Source organism: Streptomyces sp. NPDC051569 (assembly GCF_044454085.1).
GTDB lineage: Bacteria > Actinomycetota > Actinomycetes > Streptomycetales > Streptomycetaceae > Streptomyces.
The window spans coordinates 233,201-246,074 of the sequence record NZ_JBITDJ010000007.1 but is presented as its reverse complement, the minus strand read 5'-3'; the positions used below and the strand labels follow the sequence as shown (position 1 = coordinate 246,074).

At 69.9% G+C, this 12,874-nt stretch carries 17 protein-coding genes; 13 read left to right on the top strand and 4 right to left on the bottom strand.

The annotated features are described in order from the left end of the window. The 3 genes from ACIBAE_RS14725 to ACIBAE_RS14715 all read right to left on the bottom strand — a co-directional run. Positions 1–1,400, bottom strand: a 1,400-nt coding sequence (locus tag ACIBAE_RS14725) for a condensation domain-containing protein (protein WP_399285026.1), incomplete at its 3' end; no start/stop codon positions are given. Positions 1,401–1,470: 70 nt separating this feature from the next. Further along, positions 1,471–1,740 (bottom strand): acyl carrier protein, encoded by a 270-nt coding sequence (locus ACIBAE_RS14720; protein ID WP_399285024.1) that lies wholly within the window; start codon positions 1,738–1,740, stop codon positions 1,471–1,473. Positions 1,741–2,186: 446 nt separating this feature from the next. Continuing rightward, positions 2,187–2,972, bottom strand: a complete 786-nt coding sequence (locus ACIBAE_RS14715; RefSeq protein WP_399285022.1) for a dioxygenase — start codon at positions 2,970–2,972, stop codon at positions 2,187–2,189. 99 nt (positions 2,973–3,071) lie between these two features. On the opposite strand from ACIBAE_RS14715, the gene ACIBAE_RS14710 reads away from it, so the two are divergent. The 13 genes from ACIBAE_RS14710 (at position 3,072) to ACIBAE_RS14650 (ending at position 11,884) form a co-directional block, all read left to right on the top strand. Then, complete coding sequence (locus tag ACIBAE_RS14710) at positions 3,072–3,539, top strand: MarR family winged helix-turn-helix transcriptional regulator (RefSeq protein ID WP_399285020.1); 468 nt, start codon at positions 3,072–3,074, stop codon at positions 3,537–3,539. Between the two features lie 279 nt (positions 3,540–3,818). Next, positions 3,819–4,139 (top strand): gas vesicle protein, encoded by a 321-nt coding sequence (locus ACIBAE_RS14705; protein ID WP_399285018.1) that lies wholly within the window; start codon positions 3,819–3,821, stop codon positions 4,137–4,139. 36 nt (positions 4,140–4,175) lie between these two features. Further along, positions 4,176–4,640 carry a gas vesicle structural protein GvpA gene (locus ACIBAE_RS14700; RefSeq protein WP_399285016.1) on the top strand — a complete coding sequence of 155 codons (465 nt, stop codon included), beginning with the start codon at positions 4,176–4,178 and terminating at the stop codon, positions 4,638–4,640. A 3-nt stretch (positions 4,641–4,643) separates the two neighbouring features. Beyond that, positions 4,644–5,390, top strand: coding sequence for a GvpL/GvpF family gas vesicle protein (locus ACIBAE_RS14695; protein ID WP_399285014.1), 747 nt, complete (start codon positions 4,644–4,646; stop codon positions 5,388–5,390). Between the two features lies 1 nt (position 5,391). Beyond that, a complete protein-coding gene (locus ACIBAE_RS14690; protein WP_399285012.1) occupies positions 5,392–5,658 on the top strand; it encodes a gas vesicle protein GvpG in 267 nt (88 codons plus the stop codon). Beyond that, positions 5,651–6,454, top strand: a complete 804-nt coding sequence (locus tag ACIBAE_RS14685; RefSeq protein WP_399285010.1) for a histone protein — start codon at positions 5,651–5,653, stop codon at positions 6,452–6,454. The genes ACIBAE_RS14690 and ACIBAE_RS14685 overlap by 8 nt, the downstream gene beginning before the upstream one ends. Before the next feature lie 6 nt (positions 6,455–6,460). Then, complete coding sequence (locus ACIBAE_RS14680) at positions 6,461–7,495, top strand: SRPBCC family protein (protein WP_399285008.1); 1,035 nt, start codon at positions 6,461–6,463, stop codon at positions 7,493–7,495. Between the two features lie 8 nt (positions 7,496–7,503). Beyond that, positions 7,504–7,881: a gas vesicle protein gene (locus ACIBAE_RS14675; protein ID WP_399285006.1), complete on the top strand. Its 378-nt coding sequence runs from the start codon at positions 7,504–7,506 to the stop codon at positions 7,879–7,881. After that, entirely contained in the window at positions 7,878–8,753 is an 876-nt protein-coding gene (locus tag ACIBAE_RS14670; protein WP_399285004.1) for a GvpL/GvpF family gas vesicle protein, read from the top strand. The genes ACIBAE_RS14675 and ACIBAE_RS14670 overlap by 4 nt, the downstream gene beginning before the upstream one ends. 3 nt (positions 8,754–8,756) lie before the next feature. Further along, complete coding sequence (locus tag ACIBAE_RS14665) at positions 8,757–8,987, top strand: gas vesicle protein (protein WP_399285002.1); 231 nt, start codon at positions 8,757–8,759, stop codon at positions 8,985–8,987. Positions 8,988–9,067: 80 nt separating this feature from the next. Then, the gene (locus ACIBAE_RS14660) at positions 9,068–9,310 is read left to right on the top strand and encodes a gas vesicle protein K (RefSeq protein WP_399285077.1); all 243 of its coding nucleotides are present in this window, start codon (positions 9,068–9,070) and stop codon (positions 9,308–9,310) included. 88 nt (positions 9,311–9,398) lie between these two features. Beyond that, positions 9,399–9,845, top strand: coding sequence for an Asp23/Gls24 family envelope stress response protein (locus ACIBAE_RS14655; protein ID WP_399285001.1), 447 nt, complete (start codon positions 9,399–9,401; stop codon positions 9,843–9,845). A gap of 206 nt (positions 9,846–10,051) precedes the next feature. Beyond that, entirely contained in the window at positions 10,052–11,884 is a 1,833-nt protein-coding gene (locus ACIBAE_RS14650) for a Na+/H+ antiporter NhaA (RefSeq protein ID WP_399285074.1), read from the top strand. A 31-nt stretch (positions 11,885–11,915) separates the two neighbouring features. Here ACIBAE_RS14650 and ACIBAE_RS14645 read toward each other — a convergent pair whose 3' ends face one another. After that, positions 11,916–12,749 (bottom strand): alpha/beta fold hydrolase, encoded by an 834-nt coding sequence (locus ACIBAE_RS14645; RefSeq protein ID WP_399284999.1) that lies wholly within the window; start codon positions 12,747–12,749, stop codon positions 11,916–11,918. Positions 12,750–12,874: the final 125 nt, after the last annotated feature.

Here is a 12,874-nt window from a genome sequence, read left to right as displayed (position 1 = left end):
TCCTCGAAGAGGTCACCGAGTGAGCGCTCCGGGATCTCCACACTCGTGTCGTTCCACGTCCGCAGGACCAGCTCCCGCTCGGCCGCGTCCAGCAACTCCACCTCACGCACCAGCACACCCGGCCGCGCCGTCATCGCGTCGATCACCCGGTGGAAGGTGCGCCGTTGCGCGGCCAGGTCGACGACACGCTCGTACGCGGCGTCGACCGTGAAGTCGACGCGCAGCCCCTCGTCCGGGCCCCGGGTGACGGTGATCGCCAGGTCCTCCGCGGTACCCCCGGTGGACAGCAGGTGCGCCACCGAAGCCATCCCCGCGAAGTCCGCGCCGTCGTCGCCCGCCAGAACGTTGATCACCGGGCCGAACTGCCGTCGCCCGTCGGCGGGCCAGCCGAGATCGCGCAGCAGCGCGGCCGCGTCGTAGCGCTGATGCCACTGGGCGCGCAGGGCCTGCGTCGCCACCCGCGCCACCAGCTCCTCGCACGTCTCGTCGCCCGTCGCCCGGCAGCGCAGCGGCAGCACGTTCGCCGTCATGCCGGGAGCCCACCGCCCGACCGTGCCGAGCCGGCCGGTCACCGGCAGGCTCAGCAGTACGTCGCTCTCGTCCGTCCACCGGTGGCGGTGCAGTACGGCAGCCCCGATCAGGGCCTGCTGCCAGGACACCCCGGCCCGCTCGCTGAACTCCCGCAGTCGCTCGAAGGTGTCCCGGTCCACGTAGGACACCTCACGGGCGATCCGGTACGACGCCCCCTCGGCGGCTCCGGGCCCGGGCGGGCACTCGGCGTCCGCCATGAGCCGCCCCCAGTAGGCACGGTCCCTGCGCTGCGCCGAGGACCCTTCGTACGCCTCCTGTTCGTCCAGCACCCGCCAGAACGAATCGAACGATGTCCCGGGATCCTGCCCGTCGGCGCCGGCGGCCAGCCGCGCGTAGATCTCCCCGGCCCGGCGCCGCAGCAGGAGACCCGAGTAGCCGTCCTGGATGAGGTGATGGGCGCGGTTGTACCAGATGATGTGCTCGGGACCGACCTGGAACAGCTCGTGGTGGAACAGCGGTCCGTGCTCCAGGTCCGGCACCCGGCTCATGTCCTCGCGTATCCGCCCGAGCGCCGACTCGACCGGATCCGGCTCCGCGCGGAGGTCCACCACCTCGACCGCGTACTCCTCGCGCGGCGCGAGGTACTGGCAGGGAACACCGTCGACCTCGGTGAAGCGCAACCGGGTCGTCTCGTCCTCGGCCACGACCTCCGCCAGCGTGGCGGCGAGCAGCCCCGGGGCCACCGGGCCGAACAGATCGACGTAACCCCCCATGTTGAAGACCTGGCTGGCGGGGGCCAGCCGCTGGGCGTACCACACCCCCAGCTGAGCCGCGTTGAGCGGCCGACCGCCGGCTGCCGGACCAGACATGAAAGGCTCCTATCGATTCTGGACGATGCGCGCGTACGGGAATTCCGGTAATGCGGGCTGCCGGGGCGGACTATCGCCCGGCGTCGATGAGATCGATGATGTCGCTCACGGTGCTCACCCTGGAGATATCGCTGTCGTCGATCGGAATCTCGAACGCGGTCTCCACGGCGACGAGGATCTCGACCACGGCGAGCGAGTCGATGTCCAGATCGTCGGCGAGCTTGGCGGAGGGGGAGATCTGGTCCGGCAGGCCCGGCATGACCTCCCGCAGAATGTCGGTCAGGCGGGCCAGGACGGTGGTCGTTCCCGTTGTCGATTCCGTGTGCGTGGACGTATTCATGACACTCCCGTCATTGAGGTCTCGGGAATGCCGACGCCCCGAAAGCGGAGGACAGAGAGAACTCAAGGGGCAGGCAATTTCCCGATCGGTTCTTCACGTCATCCAACACGGCGGCCCGGGCGACGGGCGGCGGTTTCTCCGGCACTCCGGGAGCAGGTGGGGCGGCAGAGCGGCGGCAGTGGCAGCGGCGGCGGCAGTGGCCGGTGCCCGCGCCGGGGAACGCGCCGGTGAACGCGAACGCGGGCCGGAACGCGGACGGGGCCGGCGCTGTTCAGCGCCGGCCCCGTGGCCGTCCGTACCCGCCGGATCCCGCGTCCACCCGCCTTCATCAGGGGCGCTGTTCAGGAGCGCTGTTCCCGGGCGGTGTCCGCGCACGGATCGCGTCCGCGCACGGATCGCGTCCGCGCACGGATCGCGTCCGCGTACGCGCCGCCCGGTCCGTGCGGTCAGCCGATCCGGATCGATCGCTTGGCCATGCCCATCCAGAAGCCGTCGATCACGGTGCGCTGCGAGTCCAGCTCGTCGGCGCCGGCGCCGAGAGTGACGAAGAGCGGGGCGAAATGCTCGCTGCGCGGGTGGGCGAGGAGCCCGGCCGGGGCCTTGTGCTCGAAGTCCAGCAGCGCGTCCAGGTCGCCGGCGTCCAGGGCCCGGCGCCCCCAGTCGTCGAACTCGGCCAGCGCGCTCCAGACCGAGCCGTCCATGCTGATCGCCCGCATGTTGTGGGTGAAGAAGCCACTGCCGACGATCAGCACTCCCTGGTCGCGCAGCGGGGCGAGACGGCGCCCGATCTCCAGCAGCTGCCGGGGGTCCAGGGTCGGCAGGGACATCTGGAGCACCGGGATGTCGGCGTCGGGGTACATCTCGGCCAGCGGCACGTAGGCGCCGTGGTCCAGCCCCCGGTCGGGGACGTCCTGCACCGGTGTGCCGGGGGCACGCAGCAGCGCGCGCACCTGTCCGGCCAGCTCGGGGGCGCCGGGAGCCGGGTACATGACCTGGTAGTACCGCTCGGGGAAGCCCCAGAAGTCGTGGATGAGGGGCACGGTGCTGGTCGCGCCGAGCGCCAGTGGTGCCTCCTCCCAGTGCGCGGAGACCATCAGGATCGCCGTGGGCCGGGTCATCCCGGCGGACAGGGCGGCCAGCTCGCCGGGCCAGACCGGGTCGTCCGCCAGGGGCGGTGCGCCGTGCGACAGGTAGAGCACGGGCATGCGGTCGGGCGCGACGGCGGCGGTCATGAGCGGGGCTCCTTCGGCACAGAGGCAAGTAATTCAAATTTGAACACCGGTGACGCTACTCCTCGGTTCACATGGGAACAACCGCCTACGATGGGGGCCATGGGCGAGACGGAATGGCTGAGCGATCAAGAGACGCGGGCCTGGGAAGGCTTCCTCGCCACCAGCGCGCTGCTGGACCGCCGGATCGAGCACCAGCTCCGTGAGGAGGCGGGAGTTTCCCAGCCGCAGTACGAGATCCTCGTCCGGCTGGAGCGAGCCCCGGAGGGCGAGCTGCGGATGACCGAGCTCGCCGACCTCCTGCTCACGTCCAAGAGCGGCCTCTCCTACCAGGTCACCCAGATGGAGAGGTCCGGTCTGGTCCGCCGCCGCACCTGTTCCACCGACGTGCGCGGGGTCTTCGCCGTCCTGACGGAGAAAGGCCGCGACACGCTGTACGGCGCGGCCCCCGGCCATGTCGCCCTGGTCCGGCGGCTGATGTTCGACCAGCTGACCAGCGAGCAGGTCGCCGTCCTCGCCGACGGATTCGGCGCCGTGAGCCGCCGCCTGCGCGACGATGACACCGCCTGACCCGGCCTCGTCGACCCTCGCGGACCTGCCGCCCGCGTAACACGAGCCGTTCGCCCTGCCCAGACCGGGCGAGCCGTTCGCCCTGTCCAGACCGCGCGCGGCGGCCTGGTCGCAAGCGGTCAGCTGCTCGGCCGCCCCTGGATCCGGAGCCGCCGGCCGCGCCCGCCCTTCAGCGCCCCGCGTCCTCCTTCAAGGCCCCCGCCCCGCTCCCCGCGACCGATGTACCTCATTGGGCCCGCCCCGGATGCGCTGAGCGGGATAGTGATCAGACTGGGGCATATGGCAGAAGAGCGTCGAACGCGGGCTCGGCCCACATCCACCGTGCCGCGTCGGCACGCTTCCTCCGAGCAGGGGCCGGAGCACGCCGCGCGTACTGCCTGCGAGCGGCTGGCGGGCCTGATCAGCCACCGCGTGGAGGGCGTGTCCGGGGTCAAGCGCGCCGACGACGGATGGTGCGTCGTCGTGGACGTCCTGGAGGTTCCCCGTATCCCGGACACGACGAGCCTCCTCGCGTCGTACGAGGTATGGCTCGGCCAGGACGGCGAACTCCAGGAGTACCGCAGGATCCGCCGGTACCGAAGAGGCGCCGCCGACGAGTGACGGCGGTGGCGAGCCGATCAGCTGAGAGGACGCCCCATGACGACGACCACCTACTCCGACGAGGTCGTGTGCGCACCGCGCGCCGGCACGTTGTACGACGTGCTGGAGCTCATCCTGGACCGGGGCATGGTGATCGACGTGTTCATCAGGGTCTCCCTGGTCGGCATCGAGATCCTCAAGATCGACGCACGGATCGTCGTGGCGAGTGTCGACACCTACCTCCGGTTCGCCGAAGCGTGCAACCGGCTGGACCTGGAGCGCGACTCGCGCAGCACCACGGTCCCCGAGCTGTTCGGCGGCGGGATGGCCAAGTCCGTCGGCAAGCGCAAGGTCAAGGACGCGGCCGAGTCGGTCGGAAGCAAGGTGCGCGCGGCGGTCGGCGGCGGGGACGACGCCGATGATGCCGACGACGAGGCTGCCGAGGAACCGCAGGAGCGGCCGAAGCGGCGCGCCCCCGCCCGCTCGTCCTCCGCGCGTCGACGCCGTTCCGCGGAGGACTGACCGATGGCCGCCGAGGGTGTCTACGTCTACGCCATCATCCGGTCTAAGCAGCCCGTTCCGGCGGGCACGGGCGGAGTCGGCGACCCGTCCATGCCCCTGCGCGTTCTCGCGGAGGGACCGGTGGCCGCCGTGGTCAGCGCCGCTCCGCCGAAGCTGCGCGCCCGCCGCCGCGACCTGCTCGCTCACCAGGAACTGCTGCTGCGTCTGACCGCGAGCGGCCCGGCGCTGCCCATGCGGTTCGGCATGGTCGCACCCGACGAGGCGATGGTCCGGGGCCAGCTGGCCGCCGGGCGGGACCTGTACCTGGCGGCGCTGGAGCAGGTGACGGGCAGGGTCGAGGTGAACCTCAAGGCGCTCTCGCCGTCCGACGCGCTGGCCGGCCTCGTACGGGAGGACCGAGTCATCCAGCAGCTGCGTGAGGCCGCGCTGCGGCGCCCGGGGTACGAGGCGAATCTGCGACTGGGCGAAGCGGTGGTGGCGGCGCTGACCCGCAGGGCGGCCGAGGCCGGGCAGCACGCCGTGCTGGAGCTGACCCCTCTCGCCCACGCCGTGGCCGCCGGACCGCAGGTCGCCGGCTGCGTGCTCAATACGTCCTTTCTCATCGACCGTTCGGCCGACGAGCGATTCCGGGCAGCGGCAGCGACATTCGCCGAACGCCGCCGTGACCACGTCGAACTGCGCGTCGCCGGACCGCTGCCCTGTTACAGCTTCGTCCCGGCCGAAGGCTCGCTCGTGGGTGCGGAGGCATGACATGGGACTGATCAGCGGACTGCTCACCTTGCCGTTGGCCCCGGTCCGGGGGGTGTCCTGGATCGCCGAGCAGCTCGTGGACGCCGCCGACCGACAGGTGCACGATCCGGCCGTGATCCGCGCCCAACTGGCCGCGCTGAACGAGGAATTCGAAGGAGGACATCTCTCCGTCGAGGAATTCGAAGAGGAAGAGGAACGCCTGCTCGACCGGCTGCACGAGCGCGGGTCGGCGCCGGCAAACAACCGAAGGTGGCGCACTCATGGATGATCAGACCAAGGCGGCACTCGCCGCCGCAGTCGTCGGCGGCTACGTACTGGGCCGCACGAAGAAGGGTCGGCTCGCGCTGACCGCCGCGACCTACCTGGCGGGCCGGCGCTTCGGCCTGGAACCGCGTCAGTTGGTCGCGGAGGGCGTGCGCCGCCTGGGAGAAGTCCCGCAAGTAGCCGAACTCCAGGAGCAGTTGCGGGTCGAAGGTCTCGAAGCGGGCCGCAAGGCTCTGACGGCCGTCGCCAACCGGGGCATGAGCTCACTGTCCGACGCGATCCGCGACCGCACCCTCAGCCTTGGTGCCAAGGAAGAGGAGCCGGAAGACGAAGAATCCGAGGAGCCGGAGGAGGGAGAGGAGCCCGAGGAGGAATACGAGGAGGAAGAGGAGCCTGAGGACGAGGAGGAGCCTGAGGGCGAAGAGGCTGAGGACGAGGAGGAGCCCGAGGAGGAAGAGCCCGAGGACGAAGAAGGGCCCGAGGAGGAAGAGGAGCCCGAAGAGCCCGCCCCCAAGAAGCGGCATCCCAGCAGGAGGCCGGCCAAGAAGTCGTCGCCCGCCAAGAAGCCGTCGCCCGCGAAGAGGCCGGCCCCGGCGAAGAAGTCCGCACCGGCGAAGAAGCCCGCACCCGCCAAGAAGAGCGCGGCGAAGAAGTCCCCTGCCAAGAAGGCCTCCCCGCCTGCCAGGAAAGCGGCCGCGAAGAAGTCGGCCCCCGCGAAGAAGACCGCCGCGAAGAAGAGCGGTTCATCACCGAAGCGAGCGGCCAGGAAGACATCCGCACGCGCCGATCGCCGGAGGTAGCCGGGCATGCCCAGGACAGAAGAGGACACCCCCGACACCGGCGAATCAGGTATCGGCCGGTTGCGTGAAGAACTCTCGAAGTACGTCGGCGCGCAGGTGGAGCGCCTGGCAGACAAGGCCGGCGACAAACTGACCGATGTCACCGGGCAGCTCACCGGCATCGCGGAGAACGGCGGATCGCTCCCCGCCATCGGCTCCCGCATCCTCAAGGGCGAGTCGCCGGTGAAGGCCTTCGTCTCCGAGAAGGCGAAGGGGGTGAAGGACAACGTCGTGGACAAGGCCAAAAGCGCGTTCGGCGGCGGTGGAAAGGGCGGGAGCAAGCCGGGCGACACCAAGGTGACGAGCATCATCGAGGTCCTGGACGTCGGTGTGCCGCTCCGTACCGCGTACGACCACTGGACGCAGTACGACAAGTTCAGCGGCTTCACCAAGGGCGTCCAGGACGTGTCGCAGAGCGATGAGGTGACGACGGACTGGAAGGCGAAGGTCGGCCCGTCCACCCGCGGCTTCAAAGCGACCATTCAGGAGCAGGTGCCGGACGACCGCATCCTCTGGACATCGGAAGGCGCCAAGGCCACCACCCGTGGTGCCGTCAGCTTCCACGAGCTGACGCCGACTCTTACCCGCATCGTTCTTGTCGTCGAGTACTACCCGTCCGGATTCTTCGAGAAGACCGGCAACCTGTGGCGCGCTCAAGGCCGCCGCCTGCGACTGGACTTCAAGCATTTCCAGCGGTACGTCACGCTCACCGACGAAGAGCCCGAGGATGCCTGGCGCGGCGAGATCCGGGACGGGGAGGTCGTGCGTACGCACGAAGAGGCGATGGAGGAGGAAGAGGCGGCGCAGGAAGAGGAAGACGGCTACGAGGACGAGGAGGGGGAGGAGGGCGACGAGGACGAGGAAGGCGACGAGGGCGAGGAAGGTGAGTGGGAGGACGAGGACGAGGAACCGGAAGACGAAGAAGGTGAAGAGGACGAAGAGGACGCAGAGGACGAGGACGAGGAAGACGGCGAAGAGGTAGAGGACGAGGAAGAGGAGTGAGAAGTTCTGTGACCGATGTCGATTTCCGGCAGGCGAACCCCGCTGTTCCGGGTCCGAGTACCACCAATCTCGCCGACATCCTCGAACGCGTCCTCGACAAGGGCATCGTCATCGCCGGTGACATCAAGATCGACCTGCTCGACATCGAACTGCTCACCATCCGGCTGCGGCTGTTCGTGGCGTCGGTGGACACCGCGAAGAAGGCCGGCATCGACTGGTGGGAGACCGACCCGGCGCTCAGCTCCGGCGCCGCGCGCAGCGCCCTGCTGGACGAGAACCGGGAGCTGCGCGAGCGCCTGGCCGCCCTCGAAGCCGGCCTGGACGAGACATCGGCCGCGCCCCCCGCTGCGGCCCGGAGCAAGGCGAAGGAGAGACCAGGGACATGAGTACGCCCGCCCCCGGCCTCCCGGAAGCCACCGCCACGTATGTCTTCGCCGTCTGCCACCGCCTGGATCCGGCCTCCCTCGCCTCCCTCGCCGCTCTGTCCGGGCTCACCGCGAACGCGCCCGTCCGCGCGCTGTCCTTCGGGTCGCTGACGGCTGTCGTCCAGCACGTCGAGGCGGCCCATTTCACCGAAGAGGCATGGCAGGCACGCCTCTCCGACCGAAGCGAACTGGAGCGCTGCGCCGTCGCCCATCACCAGGTGGTTTCCGCAGCCGCCGCCGGCGGACCCGTCGTACCCCTCGCCCTGGCCACGCTCTACCGTGGCGACGAACGCGCCCGTCAGGCCCTCCAGCAGGACGCCGACCGCTTCCACGCGGCGCTGCGGCGCGTCGAGGGACGCGTCGAATGGGGTGTGAAGGTGTACGCCCCGGCAGCGTCGACGGCGCCCCCGGAGCCGGTCGCCGCGTCGCCCGCAAGGACCGTGCCGGCCGCGTCGACCGCAGGGCCCGTACGGACCGCGCCGACCGCCCCGGGCCGCGGTACGGCGACCGCCCCGGGAGCGGGGCGCGCCTACCTGGACCGGCAGCGAGGTCTCCAGCGGCGCCGGGAACAGCGGCACGACGAGGCGCTCCGCACGGCCGACACCGTGGACACCACCCTGAGCGCCCTGGCCGCCGCCTCCCGGCGGCTGCGCACCCACGGTCAGGAACTGACGGGGTCACGGGAGACGCAGGTCCTCAACGCGGCGTACCTGGTGGCGGCGGACCGGGCCGACGACATCGCCGGTGCGGTGGAGTCGCTCCGGCGGCTGACCGGGGCGCGGATCGAGATGTCGGGACCGTGGGTGCCGTACTCCTTCGCCGGCGAGGTGTGACGCGTGACGACACACGGGACGGTCCCCTGGAACACCCCTGAGCCGCTGTCCGGTCCCATCGGCGTCCCGCTCGTCGATCTGCTGGACCGTGTCCTGGCGACCGGGGTGGTGGTGAGCGGCGATCTGGTCATCGCGATCGCCGACGTGCCCCTGGTCCGGCTGTCACTGCACGCCCTGCTCTCCTCGGTCAGCGAACGAGTTCCCGCCCCCTGGGCGGACGGAGGCCCCCTGTGACCACCGCACCCGCACCAGGCACGCCGGTCCCCGGCACGCTCCCGCCCGGCGCCACCCGGTTCGACGTGGACCGCGACCAGATGGGGCGCGACCTCGTGGCGCTGGTTCTGACCGTCGTCGAACTGCTCCGCCAGCTCATGGAGCGCCAGGCGATCCGCCGTGTCGAACAGGGCGATCTCACCGACGATCAGGTGGACCGGATCGGAACGACCCTCATGCTGCTGGACGAACGCATGACCGAGTTGTGCGAGCAGCACGGGCTGACCGCCGAGGATCTCAACCTCGATCTCGGCCCGCTGGGAACGCTGCTGCCACGGGACTGACACCACTCGAATGGCGGCCCGACGCCATGACGGGCAGAGTGGAAAGAGGGAACGTGGCGTTTCTCGTATTCGGAAGGGAAAATCCCTCATGGCAGCCAATGATTCCGCGTTGTCCGCACCGTCCACCCACAAGGATGGCGCGGTCAAGGGAAAGACCAACATCGCCGACTCGGTCGTTTCGGCCATCGCCGGTATCGCCACCCGTGAAACGTCCGGCGTGTACGCGATGGGCGGAGGTATGTCCCGCACCCTGGGCGCCGTGCGCGACCGGGTAGGCGCCTCGGACGACCCCACGCGTGGCGTCAAGGTCGAAGTGGGCGAGAAGCAGACGGCGATCGACCTCGAAGTGGTGGTCGAGTACGGTACGCCGATATCCAAAGCCGCCGGATCGATCCGGTCCAACGTGTCCGACGCCGTCGAAACAATGACGGGACTGGAAGTCGTCGAAGCCAATGTGAGCATTCTCGACGTCCATGTACCCGGGGCCGAGGACGAGGAAGACAGTAATGCGTCGAACGGATCACGCGTGCAGTGACACGGCAGTGTCATAGCGGCGGCATCGCGGCGCCGGAAGACGGCGGAAAGGCCGTACCGGAGTAATCCGGTACGGCCTTTCCGTGATTCCGGCCGTGATTCCGGGGGCGCCGTGGTCCTCCGCCGTCCGGCGCGCGGAAGAATGACGGCGTGACTGTGGATCCGGTGGACCCGAGCCTTTCCGGCCAGACCTCGTCCAGCGACGAGATGTACACCCCGCTGCGCGACTTCCTCCGTACGGAGACCGGCAGCGCCGCCGTCCTGCTGACCGCGACCCTGGCCGCGCTCATCTGGGCCAACGCCGCCCCCGGGACGTACACGTCGTTCTGGCACGCGCACATCTCGATCCACGTCAGTTCCGCGAGCGTCGCGCTCGATCTGCGCGAGTGGGTCAACAGCGGTCTGATGACCCTGTTCTTCTTCGTCGTGGGGCTGGAGACCCGGCGCGAGTTCGACATGGGGGAACTGCGCGAGCGTAAACGCCTCACCCTGCCGCTGCTCGCCGGTATCAGCGGGATGCTCGTCCCGGTCGCCATCTACCTGGCCTTCAACGCGGGACACGACTCGGCCCACGGCTGGGGCACCGCCATCTCCACGGACACCGCGTTCGCGCTCGGCATGCTCGCCGTGTTCGGCACGCGGCTGCCCAGGGGACTGCGCGTCTTCATCCTCACCGTCTCCGTCGTGGACGACTTCGTGGTGCTCGCCGTGATCGCGATCGCCTACAGCGAGCACGTCAACGCCGTCGCTCTCGGGGTCGCGCTGGGGATCTTCGCCGTGGTCCTGCTGGTACGGGCCGCCGGGGTGGCCGGCGGGGTGGTGTACGGGGTGCTGGCGGTGGCCGTCTGGGTGGGTCTGCTGAAGTCAGGGGTGGACCCGGTCGTCACCGGCCTGGCCATGGGGCTGCTGACCTACGCCTACCCGGCGTCCCGCAGCGATCTGGAGCGGGCGAGCGGCCTGTTCCGGCTCTTCCGTGAGCAGCCGACCCCGGAGCTGGAGCGTTCCCTGCGCGCCGGCCTCGCCACGGCGATCTCCCCGAACGCGCGGTTGCAGCGGATCTACCACCCCTGGTCGAGCTATGTGATCGTGCCGGTCTTCGCCCTCGCCAACGCCGGCATCGCCCTGAGCGGCGACGAGCTGTCACGGGCCTTCGGATCCCCGATCACCCTCGGCATCATCGTCGGCTACCTGGTGGGCAAGCCCGTGGGAACCCTCGCCGCGTCGACCCTGACGACCTGGCTGAGCCGTGGACGGCTGCGCCCACCGGTCGGCTGGGGTGCCACAGCGGTCGGCGGCACCATCTCCGCCGTCGGCTTCACCGTGGCGCTGCTGATCTCCGCGCTCGTCTTCGAGGGCGACCGGCTGTCGGAGGCGAAGATCGGCATCCTCGTCGTGCTGATCGGCTCCTTCGCCGTCACCTGGCTGCTCACCTGGGTCATCAACAGGCTCCCGAGGCCCCTGCGGATCCGCACGCTGCTCGGCAAGGCCGAGTCCGTCATCGACCTCTCCGTACCCGTCGACCCGGCCCACGACCACGTGCGCGGTCCGCTGGACGCGCACGTGACGCTGGTCGAGTACGGCGACTTCGAGTGCCCGTACTGCGGGCTGGCCGAGCCCGTCATCCGCGAACTGCTCGTGGACGACGGGGACATCCGGTACGTCTGGCGCCACCTGCCCCTCATCGACGTCCACCCCAACGCGCAGCTGGCGGCGGAAGCGTCCGAGGCGGCGGGCGCCCAGGGCCGTTTCTGGGAGATGCACGATCTCCTGCTGGTCCACCAGGGCGACCTGCTCCCCGTCGACCTGCTCCGCTACGCGGAGGAGGTGGGGCTCGACACCGAGCGCTTCCACCGGGACCTGCGGGAGCACGAGGGAGCCGACCGGGTCGCCGAGGACGTCGACTCCGCCGACATGAGCGGCGTGTCCGGGACACCGACCTTCTTCGTCAACGGGCGCCGCCACCACGGCGCGTACGACATCAGCGGTCTCTCCGCCGCTGTCCGCGCCGCGCGGGAGCGGTCCGGCCTGCTGAGGCCCTGACGTGTCTTTCCGGCGGTCCTGACCGGAGCGATCAGAGCTTCAGGAAGTCGAGCAGTGCCGGGTTGACGACCTCGGGGTGGGTCCAGGCCACGTTGTGCGGCCCGCCCTCGACGGTGACGAAGGTCAGGTCCTTGATGAGCTCCGGGAGCCGCTTCGCCGTGTTGTCGTACGGGAGGATCCGGTCGGCGTCCCCGTGGATGAGCAGGGTCGGTACGTCGATCTTCGGCAGGTCCTCGCGGAAGTCGGTCAGCCAGGTGTCGACGCAGGCGTACGCCGCGTGCGCGGAGGCGGCGACGGCGACGTTGAAGCTGCTGTTCCAGGCCTGGTCGCTGATCCGGGTGCCGCGGTACTGGTCGACGTTGTAGAAGTTGTCGAGGAAGTTCTTGAAGTACGCCGGACGGTCGGCGACCACGGCGGCCTTGATCCCGTCGAAGATGGCCCGGTCGACGCCCTCGGGGTTGTCCGGCGTCTTGAGCAGGTAGGGCGGGATCGCGCCCATCAGTACGGCCTTGATGACCCGGCCGGAGCCGTACGTACCGAGGTAGCGGGTGACCTCGCCGGTGCCCATGGAGAAGCCGACCAGGGTCACGTCGGGCAGGGCGAGGTGGTCGAGGAGGGTGTTGAGGTCGGCGGCGAAGGTGTCGTAGTCGTACCCCACGGAGGGCTGGCTGGAGTTGCCGAACCCCCGCCGGTCGTAAGTGATCACACGGTATCCGGCCGACAGGAGGACTCGCTCCTGCCGCTCCCATGAGTGCCCGTTGAGCGGGTAGCCGTGGATGAGGACGACGGGCTGTCCGCTGCCGTGGTCCTCGTAGTAGATGTCGATGGGGGCGGTGTTCTCGTGCCCGACGGTCACGAACGGCATGACAGTGCCTGCTTTCTCCGTCTTGACGGCTTCGCTCGGTGGCTTCCGCGCCTGTTCGAGGCAGCGCTCGATCGACACCCCCGGGACCGGGCGCGGTATTTCCGCCCGATGCGATCAGCGCTCCG

Excerpts from the sequence above, each read along its gene's own strand:
- ACIBAE_RS14720 (WP_399285024.1), bottom strand. The coding sequence starts at position 1,740 with ATGAATACGTCCACGCACACGGAATCGACAACGGGAACGACCACCGTC.
- ACIBAE_RS14715 (WP_399285022.1), bottom strand. The coding sequence starts at position 2,972 with ATGACCGCCGCCGTCGCGCCCGACCGCATGCCCGTGCTCTACCTGTCG.
- ACIBAE_RS14710 (WP_399285020.1), top strand. The coding sequence starts at position 3,072 with ATGGGCGAGACGGAATGGCTGAGCGATCAAGAGACGCGGGCCTGGGAA.
- ACIBAE_RS14705 (WP_399285018.1), top strand. The coding sequence starts at position 3,819 with ATGGCAGAAGAGCGTCGAACGCGGGCTCGGCCCACATCCACCGTGCCG.
- ACIBAE_RS14700 (WP_399285016.1), top strand. The coding sequence starts at position 4,176 with ATGACGACGACCACCTACTCCGACGAGGTCGTGTGCGCACCGCGCGCC.
- ACIBAE_RS14695 (WP_399285014.1), top strand. The coding sequence starts at position 4,644 with ATGGCCGCCGAGGGTGTCTACGTCTACGCCATCATCCGGTCTAAGCAG.
- ACIBAE_RS14690 (WP_399285012.1), top strand. The coding sequence starts at position 5,392 with ATGGGACTGATCAGCGGACTGCTCACCTTGCCGTTGGCCCCGGTCCGG.
- ACIBAE_RS14685 (WP_399285010.1), top strand. The coding sequence starts at position 5,651 with ATGGATGATCAGACCAAGGCGGCACTCGCCGCCGCAGTCGTCGGCGGC.
- ACIBAE_RS14680 (WP_399285008.1), top strand. The coding sequence starts at position 6,461 with ATGCCCAGGACAGAAGAGGACACCCCCGACACCGGCGAATCAGGTATC.
- ACIBAE_RS14670 (WP_399285004.1), top strand. The coding sequence starts at position 7,878 with ATGAGTACGCCCGCCCCCGGCCTCCCGGAAGCCACCGCCACGTATGTC.
- ACIBAE_RS14660 (WP_399285077.1), top strand. The coding sequence starts at position 9,068 with ATGGGGCGCGACCTCGTGGCGCTGGTTCTGACCGTCGTCGAACTGCTC.
- ACIBAE_RS14655 (WP_399285001.1), top strand. The coding sequence starts at position 9,399 with ATGGCAGCCAATGATTCCGCGTTGTCCGCACCGTCCACCCACAAGGAT.
- ACIBAE_RS14650 (WP_399285074.1), top strand. The coding sequence starts at position 10,052 with ATGTACACCCCGCTGCGCGACTTCCTCCGTACGGAGACCGGCAGCGCC.
- ACIBAE_RS14645 (WP_399284999.1), bottom strand. The coding sequence starts at position 12,749 with ATGCCGTTCGTGACCGTCGGGCACGAGAACACCGCCCCCATCGACATC.